Here is a 26,624-nt window from a genome sequence, read left to right on the forward strand (position 1 = left end):
ATCGATCGGCGATGCCGCCGCGTCACCTTTCCTACACTGTCACGTCCCAGGGTGTAGCTCAGCTTGGTAGAGCGCGTGGTTTGGGTCCACGAGGCCGCAGGTTCGAATCCTGTCACCCTGATTCGCATGGGAGTTTTTCTGACAAACATCACGCTACGAGGTGTTGCGCCCCAGCGCGTCTCGGATTGGCTTCGGAAGAACGAGCGTCAGGCGTTTGTGTCCGGCGAGGTGCGAGGATGCACGGTCGTGTGCGACAGCGTCTGCGATGAGCAGGAACCCGAATCGCTCGCAGAGCTGGGTGCCGCGCTGTCCAAAGATCTGAAGTGCCCTGCACTCGGCGCCATGGTTCACGATAGTGACGTGCTCATCCTGATGCTCTTTGAGCAAGGGCGTGTCGTCATGGACTACAACTCGGCCCCTTCGTACTTCGAGGATGAGGAGCCGCAGGCGCCATCGGGTGCCGACGCTGCCGCCCTTTGCCGCGCTTTCGGTTCGGAGCGAGTGGCGGAGGTGGAGCGGATCCTGAATCAATGGTCGGATCCTGAGGTGGACGTGGAAGCCGATTTCGACGAGAGCGCATTTGATTCTGAGGAGATGCGTTTGGCGGCGTTGGCCGAGGCATTGGGGCTTCCCGAGGCGGTTGCGGTGGTGAGTTATGTATCCCTTCAGGAGGGTGACATCGACGAGCTCGGCGAGGATGCGCCCTCATTCGAGGAGATCGAGTAAGGGGTGGGCCTCGCTCTTTGATTCGCGAGCCGAGTCCCTGGGCCCGACTTCGCTGCTCTGCGTATCGTCCGACCGTGACGACGCGACTCGGTTCAACCACGAGTTCCATCACGCCCGCTGTGGCGCGAGCCCGGTGGCCGCTCTCCGGTGCTGTCGGGGGTGCGGTCGTCCTGTTCATGCTGGCGATCTGCCTCGGCAGTCTGCCCTGGACACTCGCGTCGACGGGTGCGGGCCCGGCCTACGCGACCGGATTGGTCGAGGATGCGAGGAGGTCGCCGGGTGATGGGTATGTGCTGGGCACCGACCACCTGGGGCGTTCGCTTCTGGTGCGATGTCTTGCCGGCGGGGCGGTCTCATTGCTGGTCGGGCTGGCCTCGGGAATCCTCGCTGTGTCGATCGGGACCCTGTACGGCGCGATTGCGGGTTACGTCGGTGGGCGTGTTGACGCTGTGATGATGCGAGTGGTCGATGTGCTCTACGGGCTTCCGTACGTTCTGCTGGTTGTGTTGCTCGCTGTTGCAGGTCAGGCGATCACCGAGGAGTACCAGGCCCGGACGAAAGAGCGTGCGTCCTGGGTGCGAGCTGAAGCGGCCCAGCGAATTGTGGAGGCCGATCAGTCAGCGGCCAGCCCCGTTTCCTCTCGGCCCTCTCGTGAGACGATAGATTGCTGGATGGTCGTGAATCCGGCCGAGCGCGACGCACTCGAAGAGGCGGCGTTGGTGGTTCTGCCCCCTCGGGTGATCTCTGAGCGAACGAGAGCCGCTCTCGACGCCGCGACGTTGCTGGTCGCGATCGGGTGCGTGAGTTGGCTGACGATGGCCCGGGTGATCAGGGGGCAGGTGCTCTCGCTGAAGGAGCGTCCCTTTGTGGAGGCGGCGCGAGCCGCGGGGGCATCGCCGGTCCGTGTCTTCGCACGACACCTGCTGCCGAATCTCGTGGGGCCGATCGTTGTGTATACAACGTTGACCGTGCCGCAGGCGATCCTTCAGGAGAGCTTCCTGAGCTTTCTCGGGATTGGGGTGCGTCCTCCGCTGCCGAGTTGGGGAAACCTCGCGGCGGATGGCCTGGCAGAGATCAACACCTTCAGGTCGCACTGGTGGCTGCTGGCGTTTCCGTGCGTGCTGCTGGCGGCGACGCTGCTGTCGCTGAACTTTGTCGGTGAGGCGTTACGTGAGTCGTTCGACCCGCGTTGGAGGCGTCGGCGATGAATCAGAGGGTACAGGATGCCGGGTCGGAGCGACTGCTCACGGTTCGTGATCTCACGGTCTCATTTCCGGGGACCGGGTTCCCGGCTCGGGTGGTTGAGGGTGTCTCTCTGAGTGTCGCTCGGAACCAGACACTCGCTGTTGTGGGAGAGTCGGGCAGCGGGAAGTCGATGACCGCGCTCGCGATCATGCGACTGTTGCCGGATTCGGCGGTTGTTGAGCGGGGGCAGATTCACCTGTGCGAGGGCGGTGCGACGACCGCTCTGGAGTCGCTCGGCAAACGCGAGATGGTACGGGTTCGGGGTGGGCGGATCGCGATGATCTTTCAGGAGCCGATGACGTCGCTGAATCCCGTGTTGACGATCGGCGATCAGTTGCTCGAGGCGGTGCGTTTGCACCGGCCTGAAGCGGCCGATGCGGAGCGGCTCGTCACGGAGGAACTCGAACGCATGGGTATCCGGGGTGCGGGCTCGCGGCTTGGCGCGTATCCCCACGAGTTCTCGGGCGGGATGCGTCAGCGTGTGATGATCGCGATGGCGCTTCTGTGTCGTCCGTGCGTGCTGATCGCGGATGAACCGACGACGGCTCTTGATGTGACTGTGCAGGCGCAGGTGCTTGACTTGATCGACCAGGCGCGCCGTGAGAGGGATTTGGGCGTGATGCTGATCACCCACGATCTCGGTCTTGTCGCGCAACGTTCCGACCGAATCTGTGTGATGTATCGGGGACGGGTGGTCGAATACGGCTCGACACGTGAGGTGCTTGCCTCGCCCGCGCATCCGTACACGCGTGCCTTGATTTCGTGTATGCCGGGAGTGGGGCGAAGGGGCGGGCGGCTTCCGATCGTGTCGGAGATCATGAGCAGCGTGGAGTCGATACGTGGGACGCTCGGCGGGCTGACGCCGTGGTGGCCTGAGCATGGCCCTCCCCCCGGGGGGACTCCGGTGGGGGAGAGCAGCGTGCTTGTTCCTGTAGGGCCCGGGCGGCTTGTCGGGGTGTGGGCGGAGCCGATGGCTCTCGCGTGCGGAAGCACGGACGTGTAAAGTGGTGCTATGCGGGTCTTGATCATCGCCGATGAGATTTTCGGCACGCGGGAGCGGTCGATGCTCTCGCGTCTAGAGATCGGGCTGGCGGACGAGGGGGTTCGTGTCGCGCACGCTCTTCCCGAGGGGCTTGCGGGTGTCGCTGGTGTCGGGCCGTTGATTGAGGCCATGAGTTACGATGCCACGCGGGTGCCGTTTACGCGCGGGCTCCGTGCGGCACGGCTCGCGTCTCAAGCGGTCTCGATCCAGCAAGCCGAATCGGAGAGGGGCCAGTCTCAAGCTTCGGGCAGGTCGGTCGATGTTGTTCACGCCTTCGGGGGCGCGGCGTGGGATCTGTCTCTGGATGTTGCCCGGCGCATCGGATCTGCCATTGCCTTCGAGGTCTGGCGTATGGGACTGGTGGATCGAGCGGTCTCGATCAGCAGGCGGGACCCGCAGGTGCAGCGGGTGTTTCTGGCGCCGGACATTACGATTGAGCGGCGGCTGAAGGCGGCGGGATTGACGGCGGTGCGTGCCGCGCCGTGGGGAGTGCACGCGATCGCGAGAACTCGACCGGCGGTATCGCCGGATCGTTCCGTCAGCATCGTGATCACGGGAGGAGGGAGAGACGCAAGGGCAACGCTCGCGGCTCTTGAGGGGGTCGGGTTGGCGACATCCGAGCGTGCCGACGCGGTGATTTTCATGGATGCCATGGCGGCGCGGCGTTCGAGGGCGTGGTCGGTTGCGAAGCGGTTGGGGCTGCTCGGTCGCCTGTCGCTGATTGACGATATCGAGATGCGCCGGGATATCGCGCTGCGTGCTGATATTCTGGTGCAGCCGGAGGCGGTGGGCGAGCAGCGGAGCGTGCTGCTCGACGCGATGGCGGCGGGCATGGTGGTTGTAGCCGCGGCGGATCCGGGTGTTTCGTGGCTCGTGGATGACAAGACGGCTTGGCTCGTGGATGAGCACACGCCTCGCGTGTGGGCGAACACGATCGCGCGAGCGTTGAGTGATCCGGCCCGAGCGAGGGCTCTTGCGGCGCGAGCATCCGCGCAGGTCGCGCAGGAGCATCGCGCGACCTCGCATGTCGCTTCGGTTCTCGGGGCGTATGAGTGGGTCGTCGGAGGCCCGCGGGCCCGGGTTGGACCCAGGTCATGATCGGCGTGCGGCGGATTCGGGGCGTTCTCGGGCGATAGAACGGGTTATGGGGCCGCAAATCGCCTCAAACTCGGCTTGTTTCTGCCAGAACATCGTGCATGCTGAAGAGGGAGAAAGTTTCTCTTCAGTCGTGCATGGTGAGTCGCCCGTGTGAGCGGCGTTACGAACGGCAGTTCGGTGATCGCGGGACAAAGAGGCAGGTGGGACATGCTCAGAGTGGCTTCCGTCGTTGTGTTGGCGATTCTCAGCGGCTCGACGCACGCTCAGTGCGTGGTGATGCCGGCATCGTCGGCTCGGTACCCCAGTGCGATGGTTGATGATGTGAGGCGTCCGGGCTTCAACGGGCTGATGTACACCAGGCGCCCGGTGATCGGCGGTGTTGACGTTTGGGCCGTCGAGAGCGGCAGCCCTGGTGCTGATTACTACGGAGCCCATGGGGCGGAGAGCATGGCGATCGGGGTTTTTGTTGATCCGATTGAGCCATTCAACTCGTTCGACTACGGCATCGTGAGCCCGTGGCAGGTCGCGAACGATCGATCGGAGCGGGGCAGCCGGGTGACGAATCCCTACAACCGAGCGAGGAATCGGGCGGGCGATCGCCTTGAGCAGGCGCGGCACGAGTGGCTGCGCGAGAACGGGCTCACGGGCGGCGTTCGTACCCACGTGAACGATGCGACCCTGCATGCTCCTGCGGATCGTCGTGATTCGGCACTTCCCACCCCTCGCGCGAGGATTCAGATTCCCGAGGGAGAGCCCCGGCTCCACCGGAACATGCGGGTCGAGGGTCCTGCACGCATCTCATTGCCGCCCGGCGCATCGGCAGAAATCGTGCGGCATGTCGGTCGCACCGGGGGATACGTCGGAGATGATCAGGGCGTGATCCGTATGGCAAACAAGGACTGACAGTCGGCGATATGCTGTCTGTGGCACCGAATGACGACCGGCTGATCCCGTGGTGGCGATCGGCCGGTCGGTATTCGCTTTCTGAGCGGGTCGTGCGGTGCCGCCTCGGAGCGACGCCTGATGTCCGGTCGGTTGCCGTTTGATCCTGCGAGATTGCCTCCTCGGTCTGCTTCGCTGAGCGCGGGTTTACCGGCGGATCGTCCGCTGACCGTTGCTGAACTTGCGCAACGGATCGATGGCGCGTTGAAGGGCGGGCTTCCGAGGACGATCCGGGTCGTTGGCGAGATTAGTGGGGCGGTACAGCGGACGCATTGGTACTTCAATGCCAAGGACGACGCGGCGGTCGTCTCGTGCGTCATGTTTGCATCCGCGGCGAGTCGATCGAGGATCGCCATTGAGAACGGTCGAACGTACGTTCTTTCCGGCAGGGTCGAGTTCTATGCGAAGTCGGGCAAGGTCTCGCTTCTGGTCGACCGGATCGAGCCCATCGGCGAGGGTGAGCTCGATGCTGCGTTTCGAAGACTGTGCGAGGAGTTGCGAGCGTTGGGCTGGTTCGCGCCGGAGCGAAAGCGGGCCCTGCCGGCGTTCCCGCGGCGTGTGGCCGTCGTGACGAGCGCCACGGGCGCGGCCCTCCAGGATGTCATCAAGACAGCCGGCGTCAGGTGCGCTGCGGTGGACATTGTGGTTGTGGATGTGCGTGTTCAGGGTGAGCGAGCAGCGGAGGAGGTCGCGAGGGCGATTCGCGCGATCGGCCGCCGCAGTGCTGAGTTGTTGATCGATGCGATCATTGTTGCGCGCGGCGGGGGTTCGAAGGAGGATCTCTGGACGTTCAACGAGCGAGTGGTGGCGCACGCCATTGTTGATTCACCGATTCCGGTTGTCGCGGCGATCGGTCACGAGACGGATACGACGATCGCAGAGCTTGTTGCCGATGAGCGTGCCTCAACACCGACGCAGGCCGCGATGCGTCTGATGCCCGATCGCGGCGAGCTGCTCCGGCAGGTAGGTGACTCTCGCTCGAGACTGCATGCAGCGGTCCGGCGCGTGCTGCAATCCGAGGGGCAGAGACTCCGGTATGTGGCTCGACAGCCGATCTTCCGAGATCCGGGCTGGCTTCTCTGGCGGTCGCAGGCGGAGGTCGTGCGTGCATCTGAGCGTCTTGCCGGTGTCGTGAGGCGTCGGGTGCTCGATGGGCGAGTCGCCATCGCCCAAGCATCCCAGAAAGCAGAGAGAGTCTCGCCGGAGGTCCGGATCAAGTATCTCGGATCGAGACTGGAAGCTTCGACAGGGCGGCTTGGAGTGGCGCTCCAGAGATTCCAGAGAGAGCGAGTTCAGCGGATCGACGCGGCGTCGAGGCAGCTCGAATCGGTGGGCCCGAGGTCCGTGCTCGGTCGTGGCTATTCTTGGACCATTCGCAAGGATGGCTCGATACTTCGGTCTGTGTCGCAAGTGGCTGCCGGCGACACTCTGACGACGCAACTCGCCGACGGTCGAGTTGAGTCGGTCGTGGGGGGAAGCACAAGCGTGGAACTGCTCGGACGTCTCCGCGGCTCTCACGCATCTCGGCGAAGAGCGGTGGATCCCGGCACCCCGATGCTCTTTGACTCGGCTCCTCACGGAGGCGGACAGGATCAGTGAAAGGACATATGTGGCGAAGCGACGGACAAACGAGGAACGTGAGTCTCCGACCTTCGAGCGGGCGTTGGAGGAACTCGAGTCGATCATCGCTCGGGTTGAGTCCGGCGAGATCGGCCTGGAGGAATCCATCGGGGAGTATGAGCGAGGTGTGGGGCTGATCCGGCGGTGCCGCGAGATCCTCTCGCGGGCGGAGCAGCGGATCCAGCAGCTCTCACTCTCCGACATTGAGAGCGGCCAGGCGTCAAGCCCCGATGAGGACTCGGACGATGAAGGTGGGGACGAGGAGTCCTCCTTCTGATGCCGAGCGAGTACACACTGCTGATTTCTCTCGCTGAGGCAACGAAGCTTCTGTTTGTCATCGCGTTCGGGGCGTGTGTCGGCTCGCTGATGAATGTGCTGGTGTACAGGCTTCCGCGGGGGCTTGACATTGTCTCGCCCCCAAGCCGATGTCCGGTGTGCGATACGCGGCTGACCTGGAGAGAGAACATCCCCGTTCTCGGCTGGGTGTTTCTGGGCGGGCGATGTCGCTTTTGCAGGGCGAAGATCTCGCCCGAGTATCCGCTGGTTGAGGCGGCGATTGCGCTCTTGTTCGGAGCGATTTATTCCGTCTGGTACATGCTGCCGCGTGAGTGGGGGTGGGTGGCGTGGCTCCGGCCTGAGTGGGCGGCGAATGGGCTTGCGCTGACATGGCCGATGCTCGTGATTGTGCTGTCGATGATGAGTTGCCTCGCAGCAATGACGCTGATCGACGCCAAGACGCGTCTGATCCCGCTTGGCCTGCTGTGGTTTCCTGCCATTGTCGGCTTCGTCGTCCATGCGCTGCATGTTGTCGTGCTTGAAGCCAGGGAGATCGAGCTGAGGCGATTTGCTCCGGGCTTTCGATGGGCGATTCCGTTGCCGGGTCCTGCCGGATGGTGGTGGGTTGGGGCTGCGATCGGAGGGATGGTCGGGCTCGGGATCGGGAACCTACTGCTCTGGACAGGCCTGATTCGCCGCAGCTTTGCGGACTATGACGAGTGGGAGCGATCGACACTCGCGGGGAGCGTGGGAAGCTCGGAACCACCTTCAGCATGCCCCGCCCAGAGCGATGAGGTGCCTCTCCAGCCGTCTGACGAGACCTCGGCTGTCCCAGCCGAGATGGGTGGCGAGGCGCCCGACCATGATCCGTTGTCTGGAGACGTCACCGGAGACCCAGAGCCGATGGGGGAAGAGAGCGGGTGGGCTCCTGCGGGCGCGTTGCAAGATGAGGGGAGTACCAAACCCGCTGTTTCCGGAGATGTTCAGGGCGATCCCGAGGCCCAGGCAGAGCTGTGGATCCAGTATCCTCATGCACGTCGCGAGATGATCAGAGAGCTTGCGTTCCTGGCTCCTTGCGTGACACTCGCGATTCTGGGTGGAAAGCTTGCGAAACACCTTGCTGGTCCGTGGACCCCGGATTTCGCGCTTGGCTTCGCACCAGCGCACGCTGTTCCGCTTTGGTTGGACGTGATCTGCGGCAGTCTGATGGGGTATCTGGTCGCGGGGGGTGTTGTATGGGCGGCTCGGATTCTGGCATCTCTGGCGTTCGGCAAGGAGGCCCTCGGGCTCGGCGATGTCCATCTGATGGCGGGGGTCGGGGCTTGCCTCGGATGGATTGACCCCATTCTGGCGTTCTTTGCGGCGGCGTTTATTGGCGTGTTCTTTGAGGTCGTCCGCGCGATCCTTGCGCGACGGGTCAGACGCACCCTGGCCTTCGGGCCGTGTCTGGCTTTGGGGACTGCGGTGGTCGTCCTGTTGAAGCCCTGTGTGGAGATGCTTCTCGAGGCGATCCTGCACCGTCCTGTGAATCTGCCTTAGCGGCTCATGGGCAAGATTCGGGGAGGGGAGGGCTCCGCCCACGCCCCGCTTTGGCTACCCTAGTTGCCCCGGGCCGATGATGTCCCGGCACGCTCGCACTCGTACGTCATGGAGGCATAGGTCATGTCGCGTCTTGGCATCTCACCATTCATTCGCGTCGCACTTCTTGGAGCAGTCTTCGTTGTGGCCGCGATTTCGGGCGGCTGCAAGAAGAACAATGGCCAGCTTGATGCCGCGTTGATGGAGAACAACGAGCTTCGGGGGCGCATTGAGTCGCTGGAGCAGGCCCTTCGCGACTGCGATGCGCAGAAGGCGGGTCTGGAGCAGCAGCTCGCTTCGGCACCCACTTCTCCGGCGGGTTACGGCACCTCTGGAACCGGGTTTGAGGGCATTAGCAATGTCGATGTTTCTTACGGTTCCGGCGGCGAGATCATCGTCGGTGTCGCCGGAGACGTCCTGTTTGATTCCGGCTCGGTGGTTCTGAAGAACACATCGAAGCAGACGCTGGATCGGGTCGCCGGCGTGCTGAACAACCAGTATCGGCGGAATGTCATTCGCGTCGAAGGCCACACCGATTCTGATCCGATCCGGAAGAGCAAGTGGCGCAGCAATGAGCAACTGAGCGCAGAGCGAGCGTTGGCTGTTGAGGAGTACCTCGTCACCAAGGGTGTCAACAACAATCGGGTCTATTCTGCGGCCTTTGGTCCGGCAAAGCCGAAGGGGACCAAGAAGGACAGCCGGCGCGTCGAGATCGTGATTCTCGCGGAAGGCACCAGATAAGTTGTGTTTCCTAAGACGGCAGTGACGCGGGGCTCGCCATCGTGCGGGCCCCGCTTCTTTGTGTGTGGGTGTCGCTCCTCGGGGGTCCCGGGGACATACGATCTTCGGCGAATGCGTGCCGCAGATTCGGCGCGCTCCGGACTTGAACCCAATCGCCAACCGATCAAACGGAGGTTGTTCCGATGACCACTGCAGCCGCCACACCCGCTCCGACGCTCGCCAAGGGTCTTGAAGGTGTCATCGCCGGTGAGACCGCGATCTGCAACGTCGGCCAAGGCCAGTTGATTTATCGCGGCTACGAGATCCACGACCTCGCGGCGCACGCGACGTTTGAGGAGGTCGCGTTTCTACTGCTCGAAGGGCACAAGCCCTCGGCATCGGAACTGTCGCGATTCACGCAGGAGATCGTGTCCGAGCGTGCCCTTCCGGGCGATGTGATCGACTTCATCAGGACGACCGGCCCGATGCTCAAGAGCGGCACCGCTGTTCCGATGGACATCGTTCGGACGTGTGTCTCCATCCTCGGCAATCTCGACAAGGACTCACAGGAGATCACGCCTGAGGCCAATCTCCGCAAGGCAAAGCGGATTCTGGCGAAGGTGCCGACCATCATCGGCCACATGCAGAACGTGCTGGATGGGCATGAGATTGTCGAGCCGAAGACAGGCGGGGATCCCAATCTCTCGCACGCGGCGAATCTGATGTATCTGATGTCGGGCCAGAAGCCATCGCCCGAGTACGCCAAGGTCGTTGACGTCTCGTTGATCCTGTACGCCGAGCACGATTACAACGCGAGCACGTTCACCACGCGCGTCATTGCCGGGACGCTGTCCGACATGCACGGCGCGATGGCTGGCGGCATCGCGGCTCTCAAAGGCCCGCTGCACGGTGGCGCCAACGAGGAAGCGATGGAGATGCTCAAGGAGATCATGCGCGACGTCAGCGAGAATGGTGTCGGCACGGACGCCGTTGACAAGTGGATGCAGAAGGCGTTCGACACGAAGCGCAAGTTGATGGGCTTCGGGCATCGAGTCTACAAGAACGGGGATCATCGGGCTCCGATTCTGCACAAGCTCGGGCGTGCGATCGCTGAGAAGGACACGAAGAATCCCGGTGGACACGCGGCCCTTCGGTGGTTCGAGCTCGGCGAGCAGGTGCAGCGCATCATGCTCGACAAGAAGAAGATCCATCCGAATGTCGATTTCCCGTGCGGCCTGACGTACTTCACGATGGGGATTCCCGTGCCGCAGTACACGCCGATTTTCGTGGCTTCTCGGGTCACGGGGTGGGCGGCGCACATCATGGAGCAGCACGCCAACAACCGGCTTATTCGGCCGATCGCCCAGTACAACGGTCCCGAGTTGATGAGCTGGACCGGGAAGTAGACGACGCCCTGAGGATCTGCAGCGCGGAGCGAAGGGTCTGGGATTGTGTCTCTGCGTCCGTCCGGTTCAGGGCGTGGATCGCGTGAGATTGAAGACCAGGTCTTTCTGTGCGGGATTGTCGAACCTGACTGTGATGACGAGCGTGTCGGGCGTTGTGCGCTCGTAGATGCAGGCAGAGAGGTCGCACGTTTCGGCGGTGTCGACGAAGTCGAGACGTGTGGCTGACTTCGCAGCGAGTGTGAAGGTTGCGGGCTTATCCTTCTCCTCCCACGATACACCCGTAGCGGTCTGGTGGCGCAGACGGAGTGCAAGAGAGTTGCCCTCTTCGACGATGGTGAGAATCTCGAAGACGATCGGCTTACCGGCGGCGTTGACCCAGCGGAACATGCCCAGCATGTTGTTGCCTGCCGGTGCTGTCCAGACCTCCTGCACAAACTCATTGCCTCCGCGCTCGCTGGTACGCACGGCGGACCAGTCTCCGGCGAGGAAGGCGGCATCGGCGATAACCGCGGGGATGCTCGTGACGGTCGCGGGTTCTTTGGGTGGTTGCTGACCAGGAGCGGGTTGAGTGCTGGTGAGCGATCCCGCCGAGATTGTCATGGTGAGGAAGCCAGAAGAGAGGAACGCTGCTGCGTTGAGCATGGGTGGGTCTCCTGCCGTTCGGTGCTCCGCTTCGCTGATGGACCGCGACAGCATATCAAGTTCGATGCGAATTCGGAGCGACGGTGCCCTTCTGAACAGGCGGCGGGTCGTTGCGGATCTCGCGGGTCTTGATGAAGCCGGGCAGGCGAACGCCTGCGTTGGTCCAGAAGCCGATGGTCTTCCAGCCGCGCGCGTGCGGCACTTGGAGCCGGGCGAGGTAGCACTCGCCGAGGAATGAATACTCCATGATCCGGTACTCGCCGGAGAGGAATCCGGATACGGCCGCGAGATACAACTCGGCGACCTTCGGATTCGTGCAGGGGAACCATTCGAGCCAGAAGCTCTCAACCACGAGGTGGAGTTCATCGGCGTTCTGGAAGTTGAGCGAGACCCGGTAGCTGCATCCCTCCTGCTCGGGGATGACAATGCTGATCTCGACGGGGTCTTCAGGATGTTCCTCCATCGTCAGCGAGGGGAACCGGGCGGCGAGCTCTGCGAAGACACGGCGGGCGACAGCGTCGGCCTCGGCTTCGTAGGCCTGCCATTTCATGCGAGATTGCTCACGCGACTTCTCTGTAGAGAATGGCCAGAAGAATCCCATGCAGGACTTTACCACCGCATGCCAAGGTCGGAGTGGATTGGGGCCGCGGCGGTCTTCAGCCGTCCGGTGTGTCGAGCAGCTGCTGCAGACGTGCGGCGAGAGGCGCGGGTAGCCGCGTCGTCCACGACGCGTCGATCAGTCCGACATCGATCATGTCCGTCAGGTGGACCTGGTCTTTGCGGCGGAACGCGGTGAGCTTGATTCGGACAAGGGCTTCGAGGTCGAGCACCGTGAATGTCCCCATGTCCTTTGACTCGCTCACGTCGGGGTTGGGAGCGGGCTCCTCTGGCCGGACAAGTTCACCGGAATAAATGATGTGGACGGCGTCACGCGCAGAGGCGGCTGCGTGATCGAGGAACAGGTCCATCCCCGCGGCGCGACGATAGACGAAGCCCGCGCTCTCGAGGGCGTCTCTTGCGAGTTCGAAGTCCGCGCGCCGGATCATGACATCGACATCCTGCGTGTTGCGGACGGCGGCACTATCGATGGTCGCGACCCAGGCGGCGACTGCATTGCCGCCCACGACGGCGTATTCAACACCCGCGCCGCGGAGGGCAGCTGAGGCACGCAGCAAGCGTTGACGCACATGTTCCACGGCATCCACCATGCGTTGGAGGAGGTCTATCGGCTTCGGCGGCTCGTCAAGCACGTGCTGATTGTACGGCGAACCGGGCGTACACGTGTTGGGGAGGCACCGGCAGGCGCATGGTCGGGCGGGCGGAGTAGTGACACGATCGCGGCACGTGCGCGTGGGCCAGCGCGATGCGATGGACGATGGGCGCCTTCAATAGACGTCGGCTCCCAGAAAGGAACTCAACCATGTCATCGGCAGGGTCATCGACAGGCAACAGCGTTCGGCTTCACCGTGTTCTTCGCGCTCCGGCGGAGCGTGTGTACAGGGCGTTCGTCGATCCCGATGCGATGGTCAAGTGGCTGCCTCCGTACGGATTCACGGGCAAGATGCACAGCATGGATGCGCGGGTCGGCGGGAGCTACAAGATGTCGTTCACGAACTTTGGGACGGGCAGCAGTCACGTGTTCGGCGGGACGTACACGGAGCTGACGCCGCACGAGCGGATCCGGTACACGGACAAGTTCGACGACCCGAATCTGCCGGGCGAGATGCAGGTGACGGTGAGGTTGAAGAAGGTCATCTGCGGGACGGAAGTGGAGATTGTGCAGACGGGCATCCCGGCGATGATTCCGGTGGAGATGTGCTATCTCGGATGGCAGGAGTCGCTGGTGCAATTGGCGCTTGTTGTCGAGCCGGAGATTCCGGATGGGGGGTGACGTCACGCGACGCGTTGAGTGAGTCAGGAGTGCGTCGCCTTTGGCGACTGAAAGGCGTTCAAAGGAAGCCGCTGTGCGGCGGCTCTACCGGGGGTGTCGCTCGGGCGAGGCGCCCATCGCTCCACGCCCCGGCTACTTTCGATCAGCACTTCGTGCTGCCTTGAAGAGCACCAGTTCATCTTCACGTTGTGTGGCTGGCACTGGTGGCGCTCGGTGAATCGCTAACCTCTGAAGCGTGTGTCGGGAGCTTCTTTCCACTGGTCCTCGGTGATGCCGTAGTCCTCCAAAGCCGCGATCTTCGCCATCTCCCAGTCGTCCTGAAGATGGTCTTTGCACGGACCACGTGGCGCTTGCGGGGAGTCGTAGACAAGTACGTAGACGCCTTCGGTATACTCCTCAAGGACGATGCGATAGATGCCCTCGCGGTTGATGATCGCTTCAAGTGCCATTGGATGCTCCGTAGGAACGCGATAGGGGTTGATAAGGCAGATGTGCGGAGGGGCGTCTATTGCGCAGACAGCGTCGGCATGCGTTCGACGAGGCGATCGAGGAGTCGGTCGAGATTGTCGTCGTCGAGGATGAGGGAGCGGTTCTTCTCGTAGATGTAGCCCTCCTGGACCATGAGGTCGATCTGCTGCAGGGTGGGGGTGTAGAAGTTGTTGATGTTGAGGAGGCCGCAGGGCTTGGTGATGGTGCCGATCTGGTTCCAGGTGACGACTTCGAAGAGTTCGTCGAGGGTGCCGTAGCCGCCGGGGAGCGTGAGGAAGGCGTCGGCGAGTGAGAGCATCATGGTCTTGCGGTCGAGCATGCTCTTGACGATGCGCATGTCGGAGATGCGGGGGTGGGCGACTTCTTTGCCGATGAGAAAGTCGGGGATGATGCCGACGGCGCGGCCTCCGGCGTCGAGCAGGGCATCGGCGACGGCGCCCATCATGCCCTTGCTGCCGCCACCGTAGACGAGGGTGAGGTCTCGTGCGGCGAGAGCCTGGCCGGTGCGGTGCGCGAGGTCGATGTAGGCGGGGTTGTTGCCGGGCTTTGAGCCGCAGAAGATGCAGATGGAGGGGGTGGTCACTTTGGATCCTTCGACGTATCAGGAGCGTCTGATGGACTGGAGCTGGCGAGGCCCTCAGCCATCTGTGCCGCACGTCGCTTTGCGCGAACGGCGTGGGCGTATGCCTGGCCGACCATGGCGGCGGGCGCGAGAAGCAAGATGATGGCGGGAAAGGCGAGGCCGCGCGGATGGAAGGTGCGTACCGGCGGCGCGTCGGCCCGGATCATCGCAACTTCGGTGGGCCATTGTCCCGCGAAGTAGTTGAGCGCGTGCTCACGGATGTGTGGGATTGTTTCGAAGTACGCGGGATTTCTGCGGAAGGCCTGGTCTTCGGCGAGGTATGCCTGCAGGGCGGCCATATCGTCGGTGGAAAGATCGGGTATTGTCGGTTCTGGCGCCGCGCGTCCTGCGGCCGTGCGAACACGCGGCGAATCAAGCGTCGCCCAGGTGTACGTGACGATCGGTGTGCCTTGGGTACGACTGCCTCTCCGAGATGGGGAGAATGCGTAGGCCTTCTGATGCACGTGGAGTGTGGCATCGTGCCGCTTGAATGCCCACATCTCACTCTGAACATCGAAGCCCGGGTCGAGCGGATCGCTATCGAATCCGTTCGGGTAGTAGACGCAGCGATCGCCGTCCACGAGCATTGAGACTGAGAACGCGCGGCTGGATGCCGTGGGACGAATGCTGAACGCGATGATTCCCGCAGCGATCGCTATTCCGAAGCCGACTGTCAACAGTGAGGATCTCAGTTTCATGCAAGCACCCCTGACTCCGGTCCTTCGCATCGGGTTCAGTCGAACTTGCCCTTGACGGTGAGGTCGAAGTCGTTGATGGTCTGGATGTGGTCGGCGGACTTGGTGTGGATGTCGGAGTAGCGGTCGATGATGGGGGCGGGGTTGTCGAAGGCGAGGGAGCCCAGGAGCTGGAACTTGTGGGCGAGGATGCCCTTGAGGTCGGCGGTGGTGTTGCGGGCGTGACCACCGGGGTACATGACGAGGCCGCTGTCGTGCGTCTTGCCTGTGTTGTCGGTGATGACGACGGAGGTGGGGATGCCGTCGGGGTAGCGGCGGTCGTAGTCCGGGCCGCCGTGGGCGAACTCGATCTTGGACATCAACTGGCGGGTGAGGCGGTTGTTGATGGCTTCGGGGCCGTAGTCGACGGGGGCGAGCATGAGGTCCTTCCAGCCGGCCTTCTTCTGCTCGAGGGCTTTGCGGAGGAGCGTGCTGACGATGTAGACCATGGAGTGGTCGGCCGACTGGCGGGTCTTGGGGTCGCGCTTGGCGGGGTCGCCGATGATGCCGAAGGCGGGCTCGTAGGCGACGATCTTGATCTGCTTGATGTTCTCGCCCTGGGCGTTGGCGATGAGGGCGGGGGCCTTCTGGATGAGGTCGATCATCGCCTGGAGCGCGCCGGCGGACTGGTGCTCATAGAGGCCGAGCTTGAAGTGCATGCCCATGACGGCGAAGTCCGAGCCGGAGCGGGCGAGGAGGAGATTGAAGGGAGATGCGTCGGCCTTGTCGGTGTTGGCCTTGGTCGCGCCGACCTTTTGGAACATCTGGCCGGGACCCTCGAAGATGCGGAAGACGGCCTCGGGGTTGCGGAAGATATCGCGCGGGCCGAGGAAGCCGGCCATGGAGCGCTTCATGGAGAGGATGGCGGCTTCGGTGGAGATCGCGGCGGATGCGCCCTTTGAGTCAGAGAGCTGCTTGCCGGCGCGGATGGCGCGGAAGGGGACGTAGTGGGCGACGACCATGCCGATGGCGGACTCGATCTGTTCTGCGGTGGCGCCGACCATTGCGCCGAAGGTGGCGGCGGAGGCGATTGCGCCGTGCAGGACGTGGTCGATCTTGTAGGTTTTGAGTGAGAAGACTTCGGCGAGGCGGCCGCGGATCTCGTCGAGGAGAATCATGCCCTTCAAGGCGTATGCGCCGTCGCGGCCCATCATCTGCGTGGCGGCGATGGCAACGGGGTAGAAGTCGTTGTGGCCGAACTCACCGGCGATGGAGTTGGTCTTGGGGTTGTAGCCGAAGTTGGTGCCGTTGGAGTCCCACTCGCGAACGGCGGAGGCGTTGGCGACGATGGCCTTCTCGCTCTTGACGCGGATGGAGGAGCCGAAGCAGGTCGCGCCGTGGAACTTGGACTTTCCGAGGCCGGGGCCGTGGTCGCCCGGGGGAACGGCGTATTGCAGGGCTTCGGCGCGGAGGAGGTTCGGGGCGTTGGTGCCGAGGGCGATGGCGGAGAGGCCGCAGAGAACGGCGTCGGTGTGGAAGAGGTTGGTCTTTTCGATGACGGACTTGTCGGGAGAGCCGCCGGTCGGGCCGTCTGACATGAAATCGATGGCGTACTTGGCGATGCCGAGGGCTTGGTTGGAGTCGGCGGGGAGATTGACGAATGCGTCGGCCATGGGCGGGCTCCGAGGGGGGTGGGGAGAGAGGGTAGGGGTGGAGGGGGAGCAAATGGCAAATAGCAAATGGCCAGATGGCAGACAGAGGACACGGAATCGCCGGCGACAAGGGAGCCGCGGGAGGATCAGGACGTGTGGAGATGTGGGGAGCGGGCCGCGGTGGAGATGAGGCCGTGGAGGGTGTCACCCCCCGTGAGCCATCGGACCTGAACTATGGGGCGGACGACGGGGCAGGGCCAGCGGGTCGGGCTGACGCGGGAGAGCTTGGTCCAGTCCTTGCGAGTGGTGATGATGGCGTCGGCACTGGAGGCGCGGGCCATGGTGATCAGCGAGTCGATGGTGCGAGGGGCGTAGCGGTCGTGATCGCGGATAAAGAGGGACTCAAGGAGGGGCGAGTCGGCGTGGGCTGAGATCTGCCTGAGGAATGCGTCTGGGTTTCCGATGGCGGCGCATGGGAGAAGGCGTCTGCCCTTCAGCCACTCTATGGGTTCGGTACGATTTTCAGCGTTGTGAGTGATATCAAGTGCTGACCACTCATACGCGATGGTCGCGAAGGGGAGTCCGGGGGCGACGGACGAAACCTGTTCCGCAATGGTGGCGGCGGCATCGGGTGCGAGGTCGGCGCGCGTGATGATGATGGCGTGGGCGCGGCGGAGGGACTCGACTGGCTCGCGGAGCCAGCCGCGGGGGAGCGGGTGGTCGTTGAAGGGGGAGCGTGTTGCGTCGATGAGGACGATGTCGAGCTTGCGAGCGAGCTTCCGGTGCTGGAAGCCGTCGTCGAGGATGACGCAGGTGAGGGGCGGGACGCCTTGGCGTTTGAGGAAGTACTGAGCGCCGCGAATGGCGGCGATGCGATCGGGATTCACGAGCGTGGGGACGTCGGGAAGAGCGAGTTGGTACTCGCGTGCCTCGTCGCTCAGGCCGTTGGCGGCGCGGTAGCCGCGCATCGCGATGGCGGGGCGTGCGCCGGAGGCCGTGAGCGTGCGAGCAATGTGTTCGACGAGGGGCGTCTTGCCTGTGCCGCCGACGGAGAGGTTTCCGATGGAGATGACTGGGACGTAGAGCGTGGTGACGTTCTTGCCGGCGTCGAAGTTGCGGTTGCGGCGGTTGAGTTCTCGCAGATAGAGGCGTGAGGCAAGAGAGGCGAGGGGTGTGGGGAGCCAGGGGACCGGTCCGTGCGTCATGGGTGACGGTCCGGCATTCTGGCGATGGGATCTTTAATGGCGCGTCTGAGCTGTTCTCTGAGATCTGCCCGATCAGAGAGGTGCATGCGTGCCGTGTTTGCGGAGTCCATCATCGCAAGGAGGACCATGAGCGCGAGGAGCCCCATCACTGCGAGCCACGCCAGAGCGAATAATCGAGGCGAGGCGGTGGTGGCGACACCAAACGCGAAGGTGACGAGCGGCACGAGGCAGAGCATGACCCCGGCATTCGCCAGGCGGATCCGGCGTCGAGCTGAATGGGCCGGGGCTGCATCGCTCCTGATAACGGTCCAGAGATGCCAGAGAACGACAACAAGCGTGAAGCCGCCAAGCGGGAAGACGATCCACGCGGGTGCGACCGGCGATGCGGCAAAGAGGGTCATTGAGTCGCCGAGCGTCACGCTTTGGCCTCCGCGTGGGACGTGATGAATCGGTGAAGGTGTATATGTAGCAGCTTCATCGGCAGGCCCATGATCGTGGCGGGATCTCCTTCGAATTGGATCGGCCAACCCGCAGCGAGACGCTCCGTGAGGTTGTATGCACCCGCCTTGCCGGACCAGAGCTCGGTGTCGATGTACCGATCGATCTCTTCGGAGGAGAGCGTGCCGATTCGTACACGCGCGGAATCGGCGATCAGAAGCCGCCGGCCACTCTGGACGCAGATGAGCGCGAGGCCAGTGACGACTTCGTGCTCGCGCCCTGCAAAATCAACGATCATGTCTCGTGCTTCTGCGGCGTTGCGAGGAGTGCCGATCAGTCGCCCGTCTCGCACGCACGCGGTGTCTGCCCCGATGATGACATCTGCCACGCGACTTGTCGCCTGTGCGACGTGCGTGCCGGCGCGAGCCTTCAAGTAGGCGAGAGAGGCGACCCATTCCCTGGGTGTCACATCACCTGGGATGAGATCGGAGTCTTCGAGCCCGGGGTGGTCAAATTCGAAGTTGTACCCTGCCTCCGCAAGAAGCTCGCGACGACGTGGAGAGCGGCTTGCGAGGAAGAGCCGCACACCGTCGCGCTTGACGACAGTCTCGGCCACGAAGGGCTCAGCGCTGCCGGAATTGGACGGTGTCGCGTTCATGCTTGTGGCGTGTGAGCGGGAGGGGCTCTCGTCGCGAGTATTGTACAGTTTCCGGCTGGGTCCGGGTTCTGGAGCGAATCGGTCTTGAACGCGTAACCGGGGGCGGCACAGCCCAAGCGGTACTGCCTGAGGTAGCGACTTATGCTGCTTTTCGGTTGTGTCCCGGGAGTCGGCAGACGCTCGGGAGGGCATGTTTGCACGACGGACAGACGGGGGTCGTCAGGCCGAGGAGGTCGCACCCACAGAATGGGCAGCCCACGCCTCTGGCTCGGCGAGCAGCGACCAACGCCCAGCGGCAGAGTGAAGCGCAGACACAGCTATGCCAGAGCAGCACGGCGATGCGAGCGACCGTCGGTTGCTCGATCGGAACAACGAGAGCCAAACCACAGACAACGCTGATCGTGACCATCTCGAAAAAGGCGCGACCGGAATGCGTCACGAGGTAGGTGCCCGCGGCGGTGATGATGCCTGCCGCGGCGATGACAGCGGGTAGTTCGAGACGACTGAGGAGGGGGTCGGTGATGCCGGTGTGCGCGATTACACTCAGGATCTGCGGCCCGCCTTGTTGGGTGAGATAGGGGAACCAGAGTCCGAAGGTGATACCCAGCGTTGCCATGACGAAGGTGCCCCAGTCGTGGAGAGCGCAGGCGATGGCGCGGGCTCCGAGGGCATAGGCGGTGAAGATGAGGCCAAGTTCATGGGCTTGGAGGGACACATCGCCCTCGGTGGGTGTGGACCACGCGACCATGGCTGTTGTGGCGACCGTGAAGAGCCAGATAAGCCATGCGAGTTGGCTGGGGCGTGTGGCGCGTTGGTTCGTTGCCGCTGGCATCCGATTCCTGCTCCCGTCGGACGCGTCTGTGCGCGTCCCGAGCCGGTTATCGGGAGGGGCTTGGGGATGGGCGAGCGGAAGTGGGGGGAGAGGTGCGCTGGGGTTCGATCTGGTGGGGCTGGGGGATCGGTACGGAGCGATCAGAGGGAGCGACGGGCTTTGGCGGAGGCGGAGCGGCCAGAGTTGGCCAGAGGCGCACGCGGGGTGCTGGCTTTGTCGCGGGCTTTGACGAGTGCCCGGCAGCGGGCAGGGTCGGGGTCGTTGGCCCAGTGGCCCCCGACTTTGACGGAGGATCCGACGATCAGCGCGTCGGCGTGGGTGAGTAGGTCGGGGACTTGCGCGGGGGTCACACCCGAGCCGACGAGGAGCGGGAGATCGGATGCGGCGCGGACTTCGGCCAGGTCTGCCGGACTGGTGGGGCGGCCGGTGGCGGCGCCCGTGACGATCAGGGCGTCGGCGCTGAAGAACTCTGCACCGTGGGCGACATCGGCGAGGGAGAGGTCTGCGGTGAGGGCGTGGGAGGCGTGCTTCTTCTTGATGTCACAGCAGATCTTGACGTGGTCGGCACCGATCGAGCGACGGTAGCGGAGGAGGGGGCCTGCCTCGGCGGTGGCGAGAAGGCCCTCGTCGGCGACGTGCGCGAAGGCGAAGTTCTCGCAACGGATGAAGGACGCGCCAGTGGCGAGGGCGACGGCGAGGGCATCGGCGTTTCCCCCTGAGAGAATCTGGATACCAAGCGGGATGCGGGCGTCGAGTTCGCGGATGGCGAGCGCGACGCGCGTCATCACAGCGACGACCTCGGGCGGCTTGGGCCCGTGGACGTAGGGGCGATCGTGCATGTTCTCGATGATGATGGCGTCGAAGCCGGTGCGTAGGTAAACGCGGGCATCGGCAACGGCGCGGCGGACGAGTTGGTCCGGCGAGAGAGATGAGCCGGGTGTTCCCGGGAGGGCGTGGACGTGGACCATGCCGACGAGTGCGCCGGGTCGGCCAAGGAATGTGGACCGAGGAGTGGAGGGCATGGGATCAGGGTATCAGGTCGAGAGTGACATCACGACGAGCATCGGCCAGCCGACGTATTTGGCGGCACGGGGGAAGTCCGTCGCGAAGTCGGCATCGGGGGCGTGCTCGGTAATGCTCGCGATGGTGAAACCAGCACGATTCGCGGCCATGACGAAGTCACTGATGGAGTGGGGGACGCTGCCCGGCATGATGATTTCGCCCGTGGCTTGATCCTTGAAGCGGGCCTGAGTTCCCTGGAGGAACATGGCGGGGTGCATGGCGGAGATCACGGCGTGCCCCCCGGGGCGGAGGACGCGGCGGGCCTCCGAGAAGAAGTGATCGAGCTCGGCGATGTGCTCCAGCACGAGGCCGCTGACGAGGAGGTCGAACTCGGCGGCGAAGGGGAGGGGGGTGTGAAGGTCGTGTGTAAGGAAGCGGATGCGATCGGATCCGGGCTTCTTGCGGGCCTGATCGAGCATGCCGTCGGAGAAGTCGAGCGCGGTGACGGTTGCGCCTTCGGCGGCGAGCCAGAGGGCGTGTCGGCCTGTGCCGCAGCCCAGGTCGAGGGCGTGCAAGTCGCGGGGATTGCCGACGGCTTCTCGGACCTTGGGGCCTTCGAGTGCCTGGAGCGGATTCGCGTCGTGGTCGTAGATCGAGGCCCAGCGGTCGTAGCCAACGCGGACTTGTGCAAGAGATGGTCGCATGGTTTAGCTGCTGGGGAGGTGTAGGGCGTGTGTGTCTGCGATCAGCATGGTCCGATCATGTGGCGATGATACGTTGGTCGGGGCGAGTTGAGGTTACTTGCCGTTCGAGATGGGATGCGCGTTACAGCCGTCAGACGGAAGTTGGAGTCGCGTGTGTGGGTGGTGTAGTGCTGAAGTGTCGGGCTTGTGGGGTCGATGCGTACCTCGATGGTCGTGGACCGCCTCGGTGACGTCGTGTGGCGTCGGGCGTGCCACGGGTGGGCCTGGTCGGCGGAGATCCGGTCAGCCCGAAAGTTTGCCCTGGAGGGCGAGAAATCCCCGGGGTTCGCCAGTGGTGCAAGGAGACGCAAGCATGAATGTTCGTCGTACGGTGAAGCGCGGCTTTACGCTCGTTGAAATCCTGATTGTGGTCGTGATCCTCGGCATTCTTGCCGCGATCGTCGTTCCGCAGTTCACGAACGCGGCCAACGAGGCGCGTGGCGGCAACACCGCGACGCAGGAGAGCACGATCGAGAACCAGCTCGAGCTCTGGGCTGCCCGCAACAACGGCATCTACCCCGACCTCGTGACCGACGGCTGGGGCGATCGTGACAGCGGCGAGGGCATGGTCGGCCTGAACTATCTCAAGGCCGTTCCTGTGAACCCCTTTACGGGCACATCCACTGTTGCTGCCAGCGAGGATCCGGATGATGACGCTGCCGGCGCTGCCGAGGAGGGTGGCACGGGTTGGTTCTACGACCGGGCGACCGGCACGATCCGTGCGGCTCGTCTGCCCTGATCGTGACGTCCACGCTTGATTGATGAAGTCGCGGCCGGCACTGGAAACAGGGCCGGCCGTCTTTGGGAATGTCGTTGGTGCAGGGTTCTCGGAGGGCGATGTATGGCGTACTTGTGCCGTCGCGGATTCACTCTGGTCGAGATCCTGATCGTCGTTGTGATTCTCGGAATCCTGGCTGCGATGGTTGTGCCCCAGTTTGCGAGCGCACGGCGCGAAGCAGCGGAAGGAACCACGGTCTACGAGCTGGAGAAGCTTCGTCGCGCTGTAGACGTTTACAGAGCCCGCCACGACAACCGCCTACCTGACGTCGTTGAGGGGGACGGCACCTGGGGTGATCTGATCTCGACCGGGGGCGAGTATCTCAAGGGGGCTCCTATGAACCCCTATGTCGGCGACGTCAACGCGAAGAGGATTGTGATTCGCGACACACCCGACGAGTCCTATCACACAGACTATGGGTGGATCTTCGACGACGTTTCGGGGAGGGTCTGGGCCGCGGGGTTCGACGCCTCTGACCGTCCGATCAGAGCCGAATAGTGTGTGCGGTTCGGGGACTGGTGGCTGAATCGGGGTGATTCCGTGAAGCGCAGGGACTGCCGAACCGATATTCATGGCATGAACACTCAACGCCACGTCGCACGTCGGCCGGACCCGTCAACGGTTCTGATGGCCGTGATCGCAGTGATGCTCGGGTATCTCGTTCTGGATCGGGTGGACGCGAGGGGCGTTTCCGGGCGCGGGGCGGCGGCTGTCGCGTCCGGATCGCAGCCGGACGGCCAGTCCGGCCTCATCAGCGCGGCGGATCAGCGCAAGCAGATGATCGCTGAGTTGAAACTGATCTCGCAGCGCATCGACGCGGTTGAGCGGAGACTAGCCAAGCCGTTGCAGGTCAAGGTGCTTGAGATGCCGGCTCAGAAAGAGAAGCCGGCACCCGCCGCGGGACAGTGACGCGTGTTATGTGTGAGTTCGGGCGGCGCAGGAGTGCAGGCATGGGATCTCTGAGACGCACGACCGCACGCGCATACACACTGATCGAAGTGCTTGTTGTTGTCACGGTGCTTGGGATCGCGGCTGCTCTCGTCATACCTGAGATGTCGTCGGCGCACTCGCTGCGAGTGCAGGCATCAGTCCGGACGATCGTCTCCGACATCACCTTTGCACAGTCCGATGCCCTTGCGATGCAAGAGGCGAGGGCTGTAGTCTTTGACACAACGGCAAACAGCTACACGCTCGTCGAAGTGATCGGCGGCGAGATCGACGTTGAGGCAAATGCGATGTTCGATAGCGGGGGACCGCGGAACAGGTACATGCGGGACTTCGGCGACCAGGTTTACGGGGGCGCCAGGATCACAGCGGCAGCGTTCGACGATGACGAGATCCTGATCTTCGATGAACTCGGCAGCCCCCAGCGAGACCCTGATGCCTCAACGCCTGGACTTGGCGGTTTCGTTGAGGTGACCGGATCCGGATCGATCTATCGCGTCAATGTTGATGCATACACGGGGCGGGTGACCGTCGAGAGGCGGAACGCGGAATGAGTGACCTGAAGCAAGCTCAGAATGATCGCGGCCGAGCGGCGACGGCCAGGGCAAAGCGAAAGCTCGCGGCTTCGGGTGCGATCGGCGCATCCTTGCTGTGCGGCCTGCTGATCTGGGCGAAGCTGCGGTTGGTCACCGATATCCCGCGAACAGCGTATGCCGCGCCGGAAGCGCGGTCGAAAGCAGTTGCGGACCCCACGACCACTCAGTCCGGCATCTCGCATTCAGAGAATCAGCAGCGTCCGGATAATGCTCCGGATTGACGCTGTTCCGACACTATCACACACAAATCAGAATGACGATCGCAGGCCCGATCCGCCTTCCGGCGTCAGCCGGTCGCGGTGCGACGCTGGCATGATGCGTTCGGACCCGCGCGGACCGGAGTTCTCTGCCAATCGTCAGACTCATCCCAAAGTCCGGAACCGGAAGCGACGACATTCATGATGCGGCTCCCCGCGTCGCGCACGCTGGACGGGGGGCCGGGCCCGGAGGGGATATCGGGCATCCGCATCAGCGGGCAGGCATCAGCGGCAATGAGGACGAGTCATGACCCAGAATGGCAATCGCGAGATGATGATCGGCACTCCCACCCTCCGCAGGGTTTCGGCGGCTCTCGCCGTGTCGCTCGTTGCCGGTGCGGCCCCTTGTGCCGCTCAGGGATTGAACGACATGCTCCGCGAGGTCATGAACACGACCGGCCAGAGCACGGCCGGATCTGCCGGGACGCAGGGTGGTCGCGCTCCGTCGAACTCGACCGCTCCGAGCGGGAAACCCGCGAAGGACGGCAAGGTCGAGGTCGATGAGAACCTGATCGTTGAGATGCATGTCAAGGATGAGGATCTGTCCACCGTGCTGCAGATGCTCTCGATGCAGTCTCAGAGGAACATCATCGCAAGCCAGTCGGTTTCCGCGACGGTCACGGCGAATCTCTACGGTGTGACGTTCTTCGAGGCCCTCGACTCTATTCTGCACGCGAACGGATTCGGGTATGTCGAGAAGGGCAATTTCATCTATGTGTACACCCTCGAAGAGATCGAGCGGATCTCTGAGGCCACTCGAGTCCGAATCGGCAAGGTCGTCAAGCTGAACTACCTGAACGCGATCGACGCCGCGGAGTTCGTCAAGCCGCTTCTCTCCGATGGTGGCCAGATCAAGTCCAACGGTCGGGTTGCGGTGTTCAACATTCCTGATAATTCCCCGGTGGGCGGCGAGGACTACGCGAACGAGTCGGCACTCGTGATCTATGACTACGAGGAGAACGTCGCCGAGATCGAGAAGCTGATCCAGGCACTCGACACGCGCCCGGCGCAGATCCTGATCGAGGCGACCATCCTTCAGACCGAGTTGAATGAAGCCAATGCGTTCGGCATCGACTTCGGCGTGATCGGCGATCTGAACTTCGCTGACTTCGTGTCACTCGGCGGGCCGCTGAAGGCGGTCGAAGGACTCGTGAGCGGCGTCGGCAGCTCGCTGAATGGCGGCTCGGAAACAAAGGTTCCGATCCCCGGCGCTCGCGGTGACGGCCGCGCCATGACGTCGAACGTCGGCAACATCAACGGACCGGCGACATTCAAGGCGGGTATCGTCGAGGGCGACGTCGCGGTCTTCCTTCGGCTGCTCGACGAGGTGACCGATCTGTCGGTGATCTCTCGACCCAAGCTGCTCACGCTGAATCGCCAGCCGGCACGGGTTCTGGTCGGTCGCAAGGTCGGCTATCTGAGCACGACTGCAACTGACACATCAACAACCCAGACTGTTGAGTTCCTTGACACGGGTACTCAGTTGTACGTCCGACCCTTCGTCACCACGGAGGGCACGATCCGGATGGAACTCAAGCCACAGGTCTCTGAGGCGGTGATCCGTGACGTGACCGACGCGACTGGTGCCGCGGTCACGATCCCCGATGAGGTCACGAATGAGCTGGTCGCGAATGTGATGGTCCGCGATGGTCAGACGATCGTGCTCGGCGGCCTTTTCCGTGAGAGCACGAAGGCGACCCGTCGTCAGATTCCGGTTGTCGGCGATTTGCCGATCATCGGTGCCGCGTTCCGCGGCCACGAGAATGATGTTCAGCGGTCTGAGATCATCTTCATGGTGACGCCGTCGATCGTGAGCGATGCGATCCTGACTGATCAGGGTCGTCGCGGCGAGACCTACGTCGAGGCCGTGAGGACGGGTAGCCGCGCGGGTCTGCTGCCTTTCAGCCGCACGCGCCAGAGCGAGCAGCATGTGGTGGAGGCGCAGCGTCTTGCGGCTTCCGGCGACGTTGCTCGGGCGAACCACAAGTTGAACCGGGCCCTGGCTCTCAACAAGCACCAGCCGGATGCGCACCTGCTCCGCGAGCAGATCGCTCCCGCGAAGGTCAAGTCCTGGCCTTCAGGCAGCATGCTCGACCAGATCATCGGAAACGAGGCCCGAGCGGCGGCCCGCGCGACCGATGCGGCCCGCCCCCTCGGCAACCAGTCGAGCGCAGCGCAGGACGGTTCCGACGCTCAGACTACGGAGTTGGATCATTCGAGCACGGGTGGCACGCTCGCAGATGCCATGTTCGAGGGCAACGCGTACGACCAGGCCGAGACGCCGGCCAACTTCGACGGCACTCTTCCCTGGTGGGAGCGCATCGGCGACGAGAGCGGAATGGACGAGATTCCCGGCCAGGGTGAGCAGGGCGCCGGCGCGCAAGACGATGCTGAGATCTCGTGGGTCCTTCCCGACGGGAACGCCGCTGTCCAGGGGCTCGCGACGGTGTGGGCGATGTTGCAGCGGACGTGGGGCGTGATGTTCGGAGTTGAGACAAACGGGTCTGGTCGGAAGCTTTCCGGCCTGTACATGAGCAAGTGATATCC

General features: G+C 63.5%; 30 protein-coding genes and 1 tRNA gene. 18 read left to right on the forward strand and 13 right to left on the reverse strand.

Annotation, left to right across the window (positions count from 1 at the left end; genetic code table 11):
• Positions 1-47 precede the first annotated feature (47 nt).
• From KF838_03250 to KF838_03300, 11 genes are all read left to right on the forward strand, one after another.
• Positions 48-121, forward strand: a tRNA-Pro gene (locus KF838_03250).
• A 5-nt stretch (positions 122-126) separates the two neighbouring features.
• The gene (locus KF838_03255) at positions 127-726 is read left to right on the forward strand and encodes a hypothetical protein (protein ID QYK48872.1); all 600 of its coding nucleotides are present in this window, start codon (positions 127-129) and stop codon (positions 724-726) included.
• A gap of 74 nt (positions 727-800) precedes the next feature.
• Positions 801-1,934: an ABC transporter permease gene (locus tag KF838_03260; GenBank protein ID QYK48873.1), complete on the forward strand. Its 1,134-nt coding sequence runs from the start codon at positions 801-803 to the stop codon at positions 1,932-1,934.
• Entirely contained in the window at positions 1,931-2,974 is a 1,044-nt protein-coding gene (locus KF838_03265) for an ABC transporter ATP-binding protein (protein QYK48874.1), read from the forward strand. The genes KF838_03260 and KF838_03265 overlap by 4 nt, the downstream gene beginning before the upstream one ends.
• 9 nt (positions 2,975-2,983) lie before the next feature.
• Positions 2,984-4,111, forward strand: a complete 1,128-nt coding sequence (locus KF838_03270) for a glycosyltransferase (GenBank protein QYK48875.1) — start codon at positions 2,984-2,986, stop codon at positions 4,109-4,111.
• Between the two features lie 207 nt (positions 4,112-4,318).
• Positions 4,319-5,014, forward strand: a complete 696-nt coding sequence (locus KF838_03275; GenBank protein QYK48876.1) for a hypothetical protein — start codon at positions 4,319-4,321, stop codon at positions 5,012-5,014.
• 120 nt (positions 5,015-5,134) lie between these two features.
• Complete coding sequence (gene xseA, locus KF838_03280) at positions 5,135-6,652, forward strand: exodeoxyribonuclease VII large subunit (GenBank protein ID QYK48877.1); 1,518 nt, start codon at positions 5,135-5,137, stop codon at positions 6,650-6,652.
• A gap of 10 nt (positions 6,653-6,662) precedes the next feature.
• Positions 6,663-6,950: an exodeoxyribonuclease VII small subunit gene (locus KF838_03285; GenBank protein ID QYK48878.1), complete on the forward strand. Its 288-nt coding sequence runs from the start codon at positions 6,663-6,665 to the stop codon at positions 6,948-6,950.
• Positions 6,950-8,488: an A24 family peptidase gene (locus tag KF838_03290; GenBank protein QYK48879.1), complete on the forward strand. Its 1,539-nt coding sequence runs from the start codon at positions 6,950-6,952 to the stop codon at positions 8,486-8,488. The genes KF838_03285 and KF838_03290 overlap by 1 nt, the downstream gene beginning before the upstream one ends.
• Positions 8,489-8,611: 123 nt before the next feature.
• Complete coding sequence (locus KF838_03295; GenBank protein ID QYK48880.1) at positions 8,612-9,268, forward strand: OmpA family protein; 657 nt, start codon at positions 8,612-8,614, stop codon at positions 9,266-9,268.
• 182 nt (positions 9,269-9,450) lie between these two features.
• Positions 9,451-10,653 (forward strand): citrate synthase, encoded by a 1,203-nt coding sequence (locus KF838_03300; protein ID QYK48881.1) that lies wholly within the window; start codon positions 9,451-9,453, stop codon positions 10,651-10,653.
• 66 nt (positions 10,654-10,719) lie between these two features.
• On the opposite strand, the gene KF838_03305 is transcribed toward KF838_03300, so the two are convergent.
• The 3 genes from KF838_03305 to KF838_03315 all read right to left on the reverse strand — a co-directional run bounded on the left by KF838_03305 (position 10,720) and on the right by KF838_03315 (position 12,545).
• Positions 10,720-11,295 (reverse strand): hypothetical protein, encoded by a 576-nt coding sequence (locus KF838_03305; GenBank protein QYK48882.1) that lies wholly within the window; start codon positions 11,293-11,295, stop codon positions 10,720-10,722.
• A gap of 55 nt (positions 11,296-11,350) precedes the next feature.
• Positions 11,351-11,845: a hypothetical protein gene (locus KF838_03310; GenBank protein ID QYK48883.1), complete on the reverse strand. Its 495-nt coding sequence runs from the start codon at positions 11,843-11,845 to the stop codon at positions 11,351-11,353.
• 106 nt (positions 11,846-11,951) lie between these two features.
• A complete protein-coding gene (locus tag KF838_03315) occupies positions 11,952-12,545 on the reverse strand; it encodes a hypothetical protein (GenBank protein ID QYK48884.1) in 594 nt (197 codons plus the stop codon).
• A 170-nt stretch (positions 12,546-12,715) separates the two neighbouring features.
• Between KF838_03315 and KF838_03320 the strand changes: the two genes are divergently transcribed.
• Positions 12,716-13,186: an SRPBCC family protein gene (locus KF838_03320; protein ID QYK48885.1), complete on the forward strand. Its 471-nt coding sequence runs from the start codon at positions 12,716-12,718 to the stop codon at positions 13,184-13,186.
• 221 nt (positions 13,187-13,407) lie between these two features.
• On the opposite strand, the gene KF838_03325 is transcribed toward KF838_03320, so the two are convergent.
• The 10 genes from KF838_03325 to KF838_03370 all read right to left on the reverse strand — a co-directional run bounded on the left by KF838_03325 (position 13,408) and on the right by KF838_03370 (position 21,462).
• On the reverse strand, positions 13,408-13,635 hold the full coding sequence (locus KF838_03325) for a hypothetical protein (protein ID QYK48886.1): 228 nt from the start codon (positions 13,633-13,635) through the stop codon (positions 13,408-13,410).
• 56 nt (positions 13,636-13,691) lie between these two features.
• Complete coding sequence (locus KF838_03330) at positions 13,692-14,258, reverse strand: TIGR00730 family Rossman fold protein (GenBank protein ID QYK48887.1); 567 nt, start codon at positions 14,256-14,258, stop codon at positions 13,692-13,694.
• Positions 14,255-14,995, reverse strand: coding sequence for a hypothetical protein (locus tag KF838_03335; protein QYK48888.1), 741 nt, complete (start codon positions 14,993-14,995; stop codon positions 14,255-14,257). The genes KF838_03330 and KF838_03335 overlap by 4 nt, the downstream gene beginning before the upstream one ends.
• A 35-nt stretch (positions 14,996-15,030) precedes the next feature.
• Positions 15,031-16,644 carry an MmgE/PrpD family protein gene (locus KF838_03340; protein QYK48889.1) on the reverse strand — a complete coding sequence of 538 codons (1,614 nt, stop codon included), beginning with the start codon at positions 16,642-16,644 and terminating at the stop codon, positions 15,031-15,033.
• A gap of 125 nt (positions 16,645-16,769) precedes the next feature.
• A complete protein-coding gene (lpxK, locus tag KF838_03345; protein QYK48890.1) occupies positions 16,770-17,828 on the reverse strand; it encodes a tetraacyldisaccharide 4'-kinase in 1,059 nt (352 codons plus the stop codon).
• A complete protein-coding gene (locus KF838_03350; GenBank protein ID QYK48891.1) occupies positions 17,825-18,247 on the reverse strand; it encodes a hypothetical protein in 423 nt (140 codons plus the stop codon). Before KF838_03350 ends, lpxK begins: the two co-directional genes overlap by 4 nt.
• The gene (locus tag KF838_03355) at positions 18,244-18,924 is read right to left on the reverse strand and encodes a Maf-like protein (GenBank protein QYK48892.1); all 681 of its coding nucleotides are present in this window, start codon (positions 18,922-18,924) and stop codon (positions 18,244-18,246) included. The genes KF838_03350 and KF838_03355 overlap by 4 nt, the downstream gene beginning before the upstream one ends.
• A 139-nt stretch (positions 18,925-19,063) precedes the next feature.
• Positions 19,064-19,756 (reverse strand): hypothetical protein, encoded by a 693-nt coding sequence (locus tag KF838_03360; protein ID QYK48893.1) that lies wholly within the window; start codon positions 19,754-19,756, stop codon positions 19,064-19,066.
• A gap of 140 nt (positions 19,757-19,896) precedes the next feature.
• Positions 19,897-20,778 carry a BtpA/SgcQ family protein gene (locus KF838_03365; GenBank protein ID QYK48894.1) on the reverse strand — a complete coding sequence of 294 codons (882 nt, stop codon included), beginning with the start codon at positions 20,776-20,778 and terminating at the stop codon, positions 19,897-19,899.
• 12 nt (positions 20,779-20,790) lie between these two features.
• Positions 20,791-21,462 (reverse strand): class I SAM-dependent methyltransferase, encoded by a 672-nt coding sequence (locus tag KF838_03370; protein ID QYK48895.1) that lies wholly within the window; start codon positions 21,460-21,462, stop codon positions 20,791-20,793.
• A gap of 352 nt (positions 21,463-21,814) precedes the next feature.
• Here KF838_03370 and KF838_03375 point away from each other — a divergent pair, with 352 nt between their 5' ends.
• From KF838_03375 to KF838_03400, 6 genes are all read left to right on the forward strand, one after another.
• Complete coding sequence (locus tag KF838_03375) at positions 21,815-22,240, forward strand: prepilin-type N-terminal cleavage/methylation domain-containing protein (protein QYK48896.1); 426 nt, start codon at positions 21,815-21,817, stop codon at positions 22,238-22,240.
• 102 nt (positions 22,241-22,342) lie between these two features.
• Positions 22,343-22,777, forward strand: coding sequence for a prepilin-type N-terminal cleavage/methylation domain-containing protein (locus tag KF838_03380; protein ID QYK48897.1), 435 nt, complete (start codon positions 22,343-22,345; stop codon positions 22,775-22,777).
• 78 nt (positions 22,778-22,855) lie between these two features.
• The gene (locus tag KF838_03385; GenBank protein QYK48898.1) at positions 22,856-23,188 is read left to right on the forward strand and encodes a hypothetical protein; all 333 of its coding nucleotides are present in this window, start codon (positions 22,856-22,858) and stop codon (positions 23,186-23,188) included.
• A 41-nt stretch (positions 23,189-23,229) separates the two neighbouring features.
• Entirely contained in the window at positions 23,230-23,778 is a 549-nt protein-coding gene (locus tag KF838_03390) for a prepilin-type N-terminal cleavage/methylation domain-containing protein (GenBank protein QYK48899.1), read from the forward strand.
• Complete coding sequence (locus KF838_03395; GenBank protein ID QYK48900.1) at positions 23,775-24,041, forward strand: hypothetical protein; 267 nt, start codon at positions 23,775-23,777, stop codon at positions 24,039-24,041. Before KF838_03390 ends, KF838_03395 begins: the two co-directional genes overlap by 4 nt.
• 283 nt (positions 24,042-24,324) lie before the next feature.
• Complete coding sequence (locus KF838_03400; GenBank protein QYK48901.1) at positions 24,325-26,619, forward strand: hypothetical protein; 2,295 nt, start codon at positions 24,325-24,327, stop codon at positions 26,617-26,619.
• Positions 26,620-26,624: the final 5 nt, after the last annotated feature.

The organism is Phycisphaeraceae bacterium, assembly GCA_019454185.1.
Taxonomy (GTDB): domain Bacteria; phylum Planctomycetota; class Phycisphaerae; order Phycisphaerales; family UBA1924; genus JAHBWV01.

Excerpts from the sequence above, each read along its gene's own strand:
- KF838_03255 (QYK48872.1), top strand. The coding sequence starts at position 127 with ATGGGAGTTTTTCTGACAAACATCACGCTACGAGGTGTTGCGCCCCAG.
- KF838_03265 (QYK48874.1), top strand. The coding sequence starts at position 1,931 with ATGAATCAGAGGGTACAGGATGCCGGGTCGGAGCGACTGCTCACGGTT.
- KF838_03270 (QYK48875.1), top strand. The coding sequence starts at position 2,984 with ATGCGGGTCTTGATCATCGCCGATGAGATTTTCGGCACGCGGGAGCGG.
- KF838_03275 (QYK48876.1), top strand. The coding sequence starts at position 4,319 with ATGCTCAGAGTGGCTTCCGTCGTTGTGTTGGCGATTCTCAGCGGCTCG.
- xseA (QYK48877.1), top strand. The coding sequence starts at position 5,135 with ATGTCCGGTCGGTTGCCGTTTGATCCTGCGAGATTGCCTCCTCGGTCT.
- KF838_03290 (QYK48879.1), top strand. The coding sequence starts at position 6,950 with ATGCCGAGCGAGTACACACTGCTGATTTCTCTCGCTGAGGCAACGAAG.
- KF838_03295 (QYK48880.1), top strand. The coding sequence starts at position 8,612 with ATGTCGCGTCTTGGCATCTCACCATTCATTCGCGTCGCACTTCTTGGA.
- KF838_03300 (QYK48881.1), top strand. The coding sequence starts at position 9,451 with ATGACCACTGCAGCCGCCACACCCGCTCCGACGCTCGCCAAGGGTCTT.
- KF838_03305 (QYK48882.1), bottom strand. The coding sequence starts at position 11,295 with ATGCTCAACGCAGCAGCGTTCCTCTCTTCTGGCTTCCTCACCATGACA.
- KF838_03310 (QYK48883.1), bottom strand. The coding sequence starts at position 11,845 with ATGAAATGGCAGGCCTACGAAGCCGAGGCCGACGCTGTCGCCCGCCGT.
- KF838_03320 (QYK48885.1), top strand. The coding sequence starts at position 12,716 with ATGTCATCGGCAGGGTCATCGACAGGCAACAGCGTTCGGCTTCACCGT.
- KF838_03325 (QYK48886.1), bottom strand. The coding sequence starts at position 13,635 with ATGGCACTTGAAGCGATCATCAACCGCGAGGGCATCTATCGCATCGTC.
- KF838_03335 (QYK48888.1), bottom strand. The coding sequence starts at position 14,995 with ATGAAACTGAGATCCTCACTGTTGACAGTCGGCTTCGGAATAGCGATC.
- KF838_03340 (QYK48889.1), bottom strand. The coding sequence starts at position 16,644 with ATGGCCGACGCATTCGTCAATCTCCCCGCCGACTCCAACCAAGCCCTC.
- lpxK (QYK48890.1), bottom strand. The coding sequence starts at position 17,828 with ATGACGCACGGACCGGTCCCCTGGCTCCCCACACCCCTCGCCTCTCTT.
- KF838_03355 (QYK48892.1), bottom strand. The coding sequence starts at position 18,924 with ATGAACGCGACACCGTCCAATTCCGGCAGCGCTGAGCCCTTCGTGGCC.
- KF838_03360 (QYK48893.1), bottom strand. The coding sequence starts at position 19,756 with ATGCCAGCGGCAACGAACCAACGCGCCACACGCCCCAGCCAACTCGCA.
- KF838_03365 (QYK48894.1), bottom strand. The coding sequence starts at position 20,778 with ATGCCCTCCACTCCTCGGTCCACATTCCTTGGCCGACCCGGCGCACTC.
- KF838_03370 (QYK48895.1), bottom strand. The coding sequence starts at position 21,462 with ATGCGACCATCTCTTGCACAAGTCCGCGTTGGCTACGACCGCTGGGCC.
- KF838_03375 (QYK48896.1), top strand. The coding sequence starts at position 21,815 with ATGAATGTTCGTCGTACGGTGAAGCGCGGCTTTACGCTCGTTGAAATC.
- KF838_03380 (QYK48897.1), top strand. The coding sequence starts at position 22,343 with ATGGCGTACTTGTGCCGTCGCGGATTCACTCTGGTCGAGATCCTGATC.
- KF838_03385 (QYK48898.1), top strand. The coding sequence starts at position 22,856 with ATGAACACTCAACGCCACGTCGCACGTCGGCCGGACCCGTCAACGGTT.
- KF838_03390 (QYK48899.1), top strand. The coding sequence starts at position 23,230 with ATGGGATCTCTGAGACGCACGACCGCACGCGCATACACACTGATCGAA.
- KF838_03395 (QYK48900.1), top strand. The coding sequence starts at position 23,775 with ATGAGTGACCTGAAGCAAGCTCAGAATGATCGCGGCCGAGCGGCGACG.
- KF838_03400 (QYK48901.1), top strand. The coding sequence starts at position 24,325 with ATGACCCAGAATGGCAATCGCGAGATGATGATCGGCACTCCCACCCTC.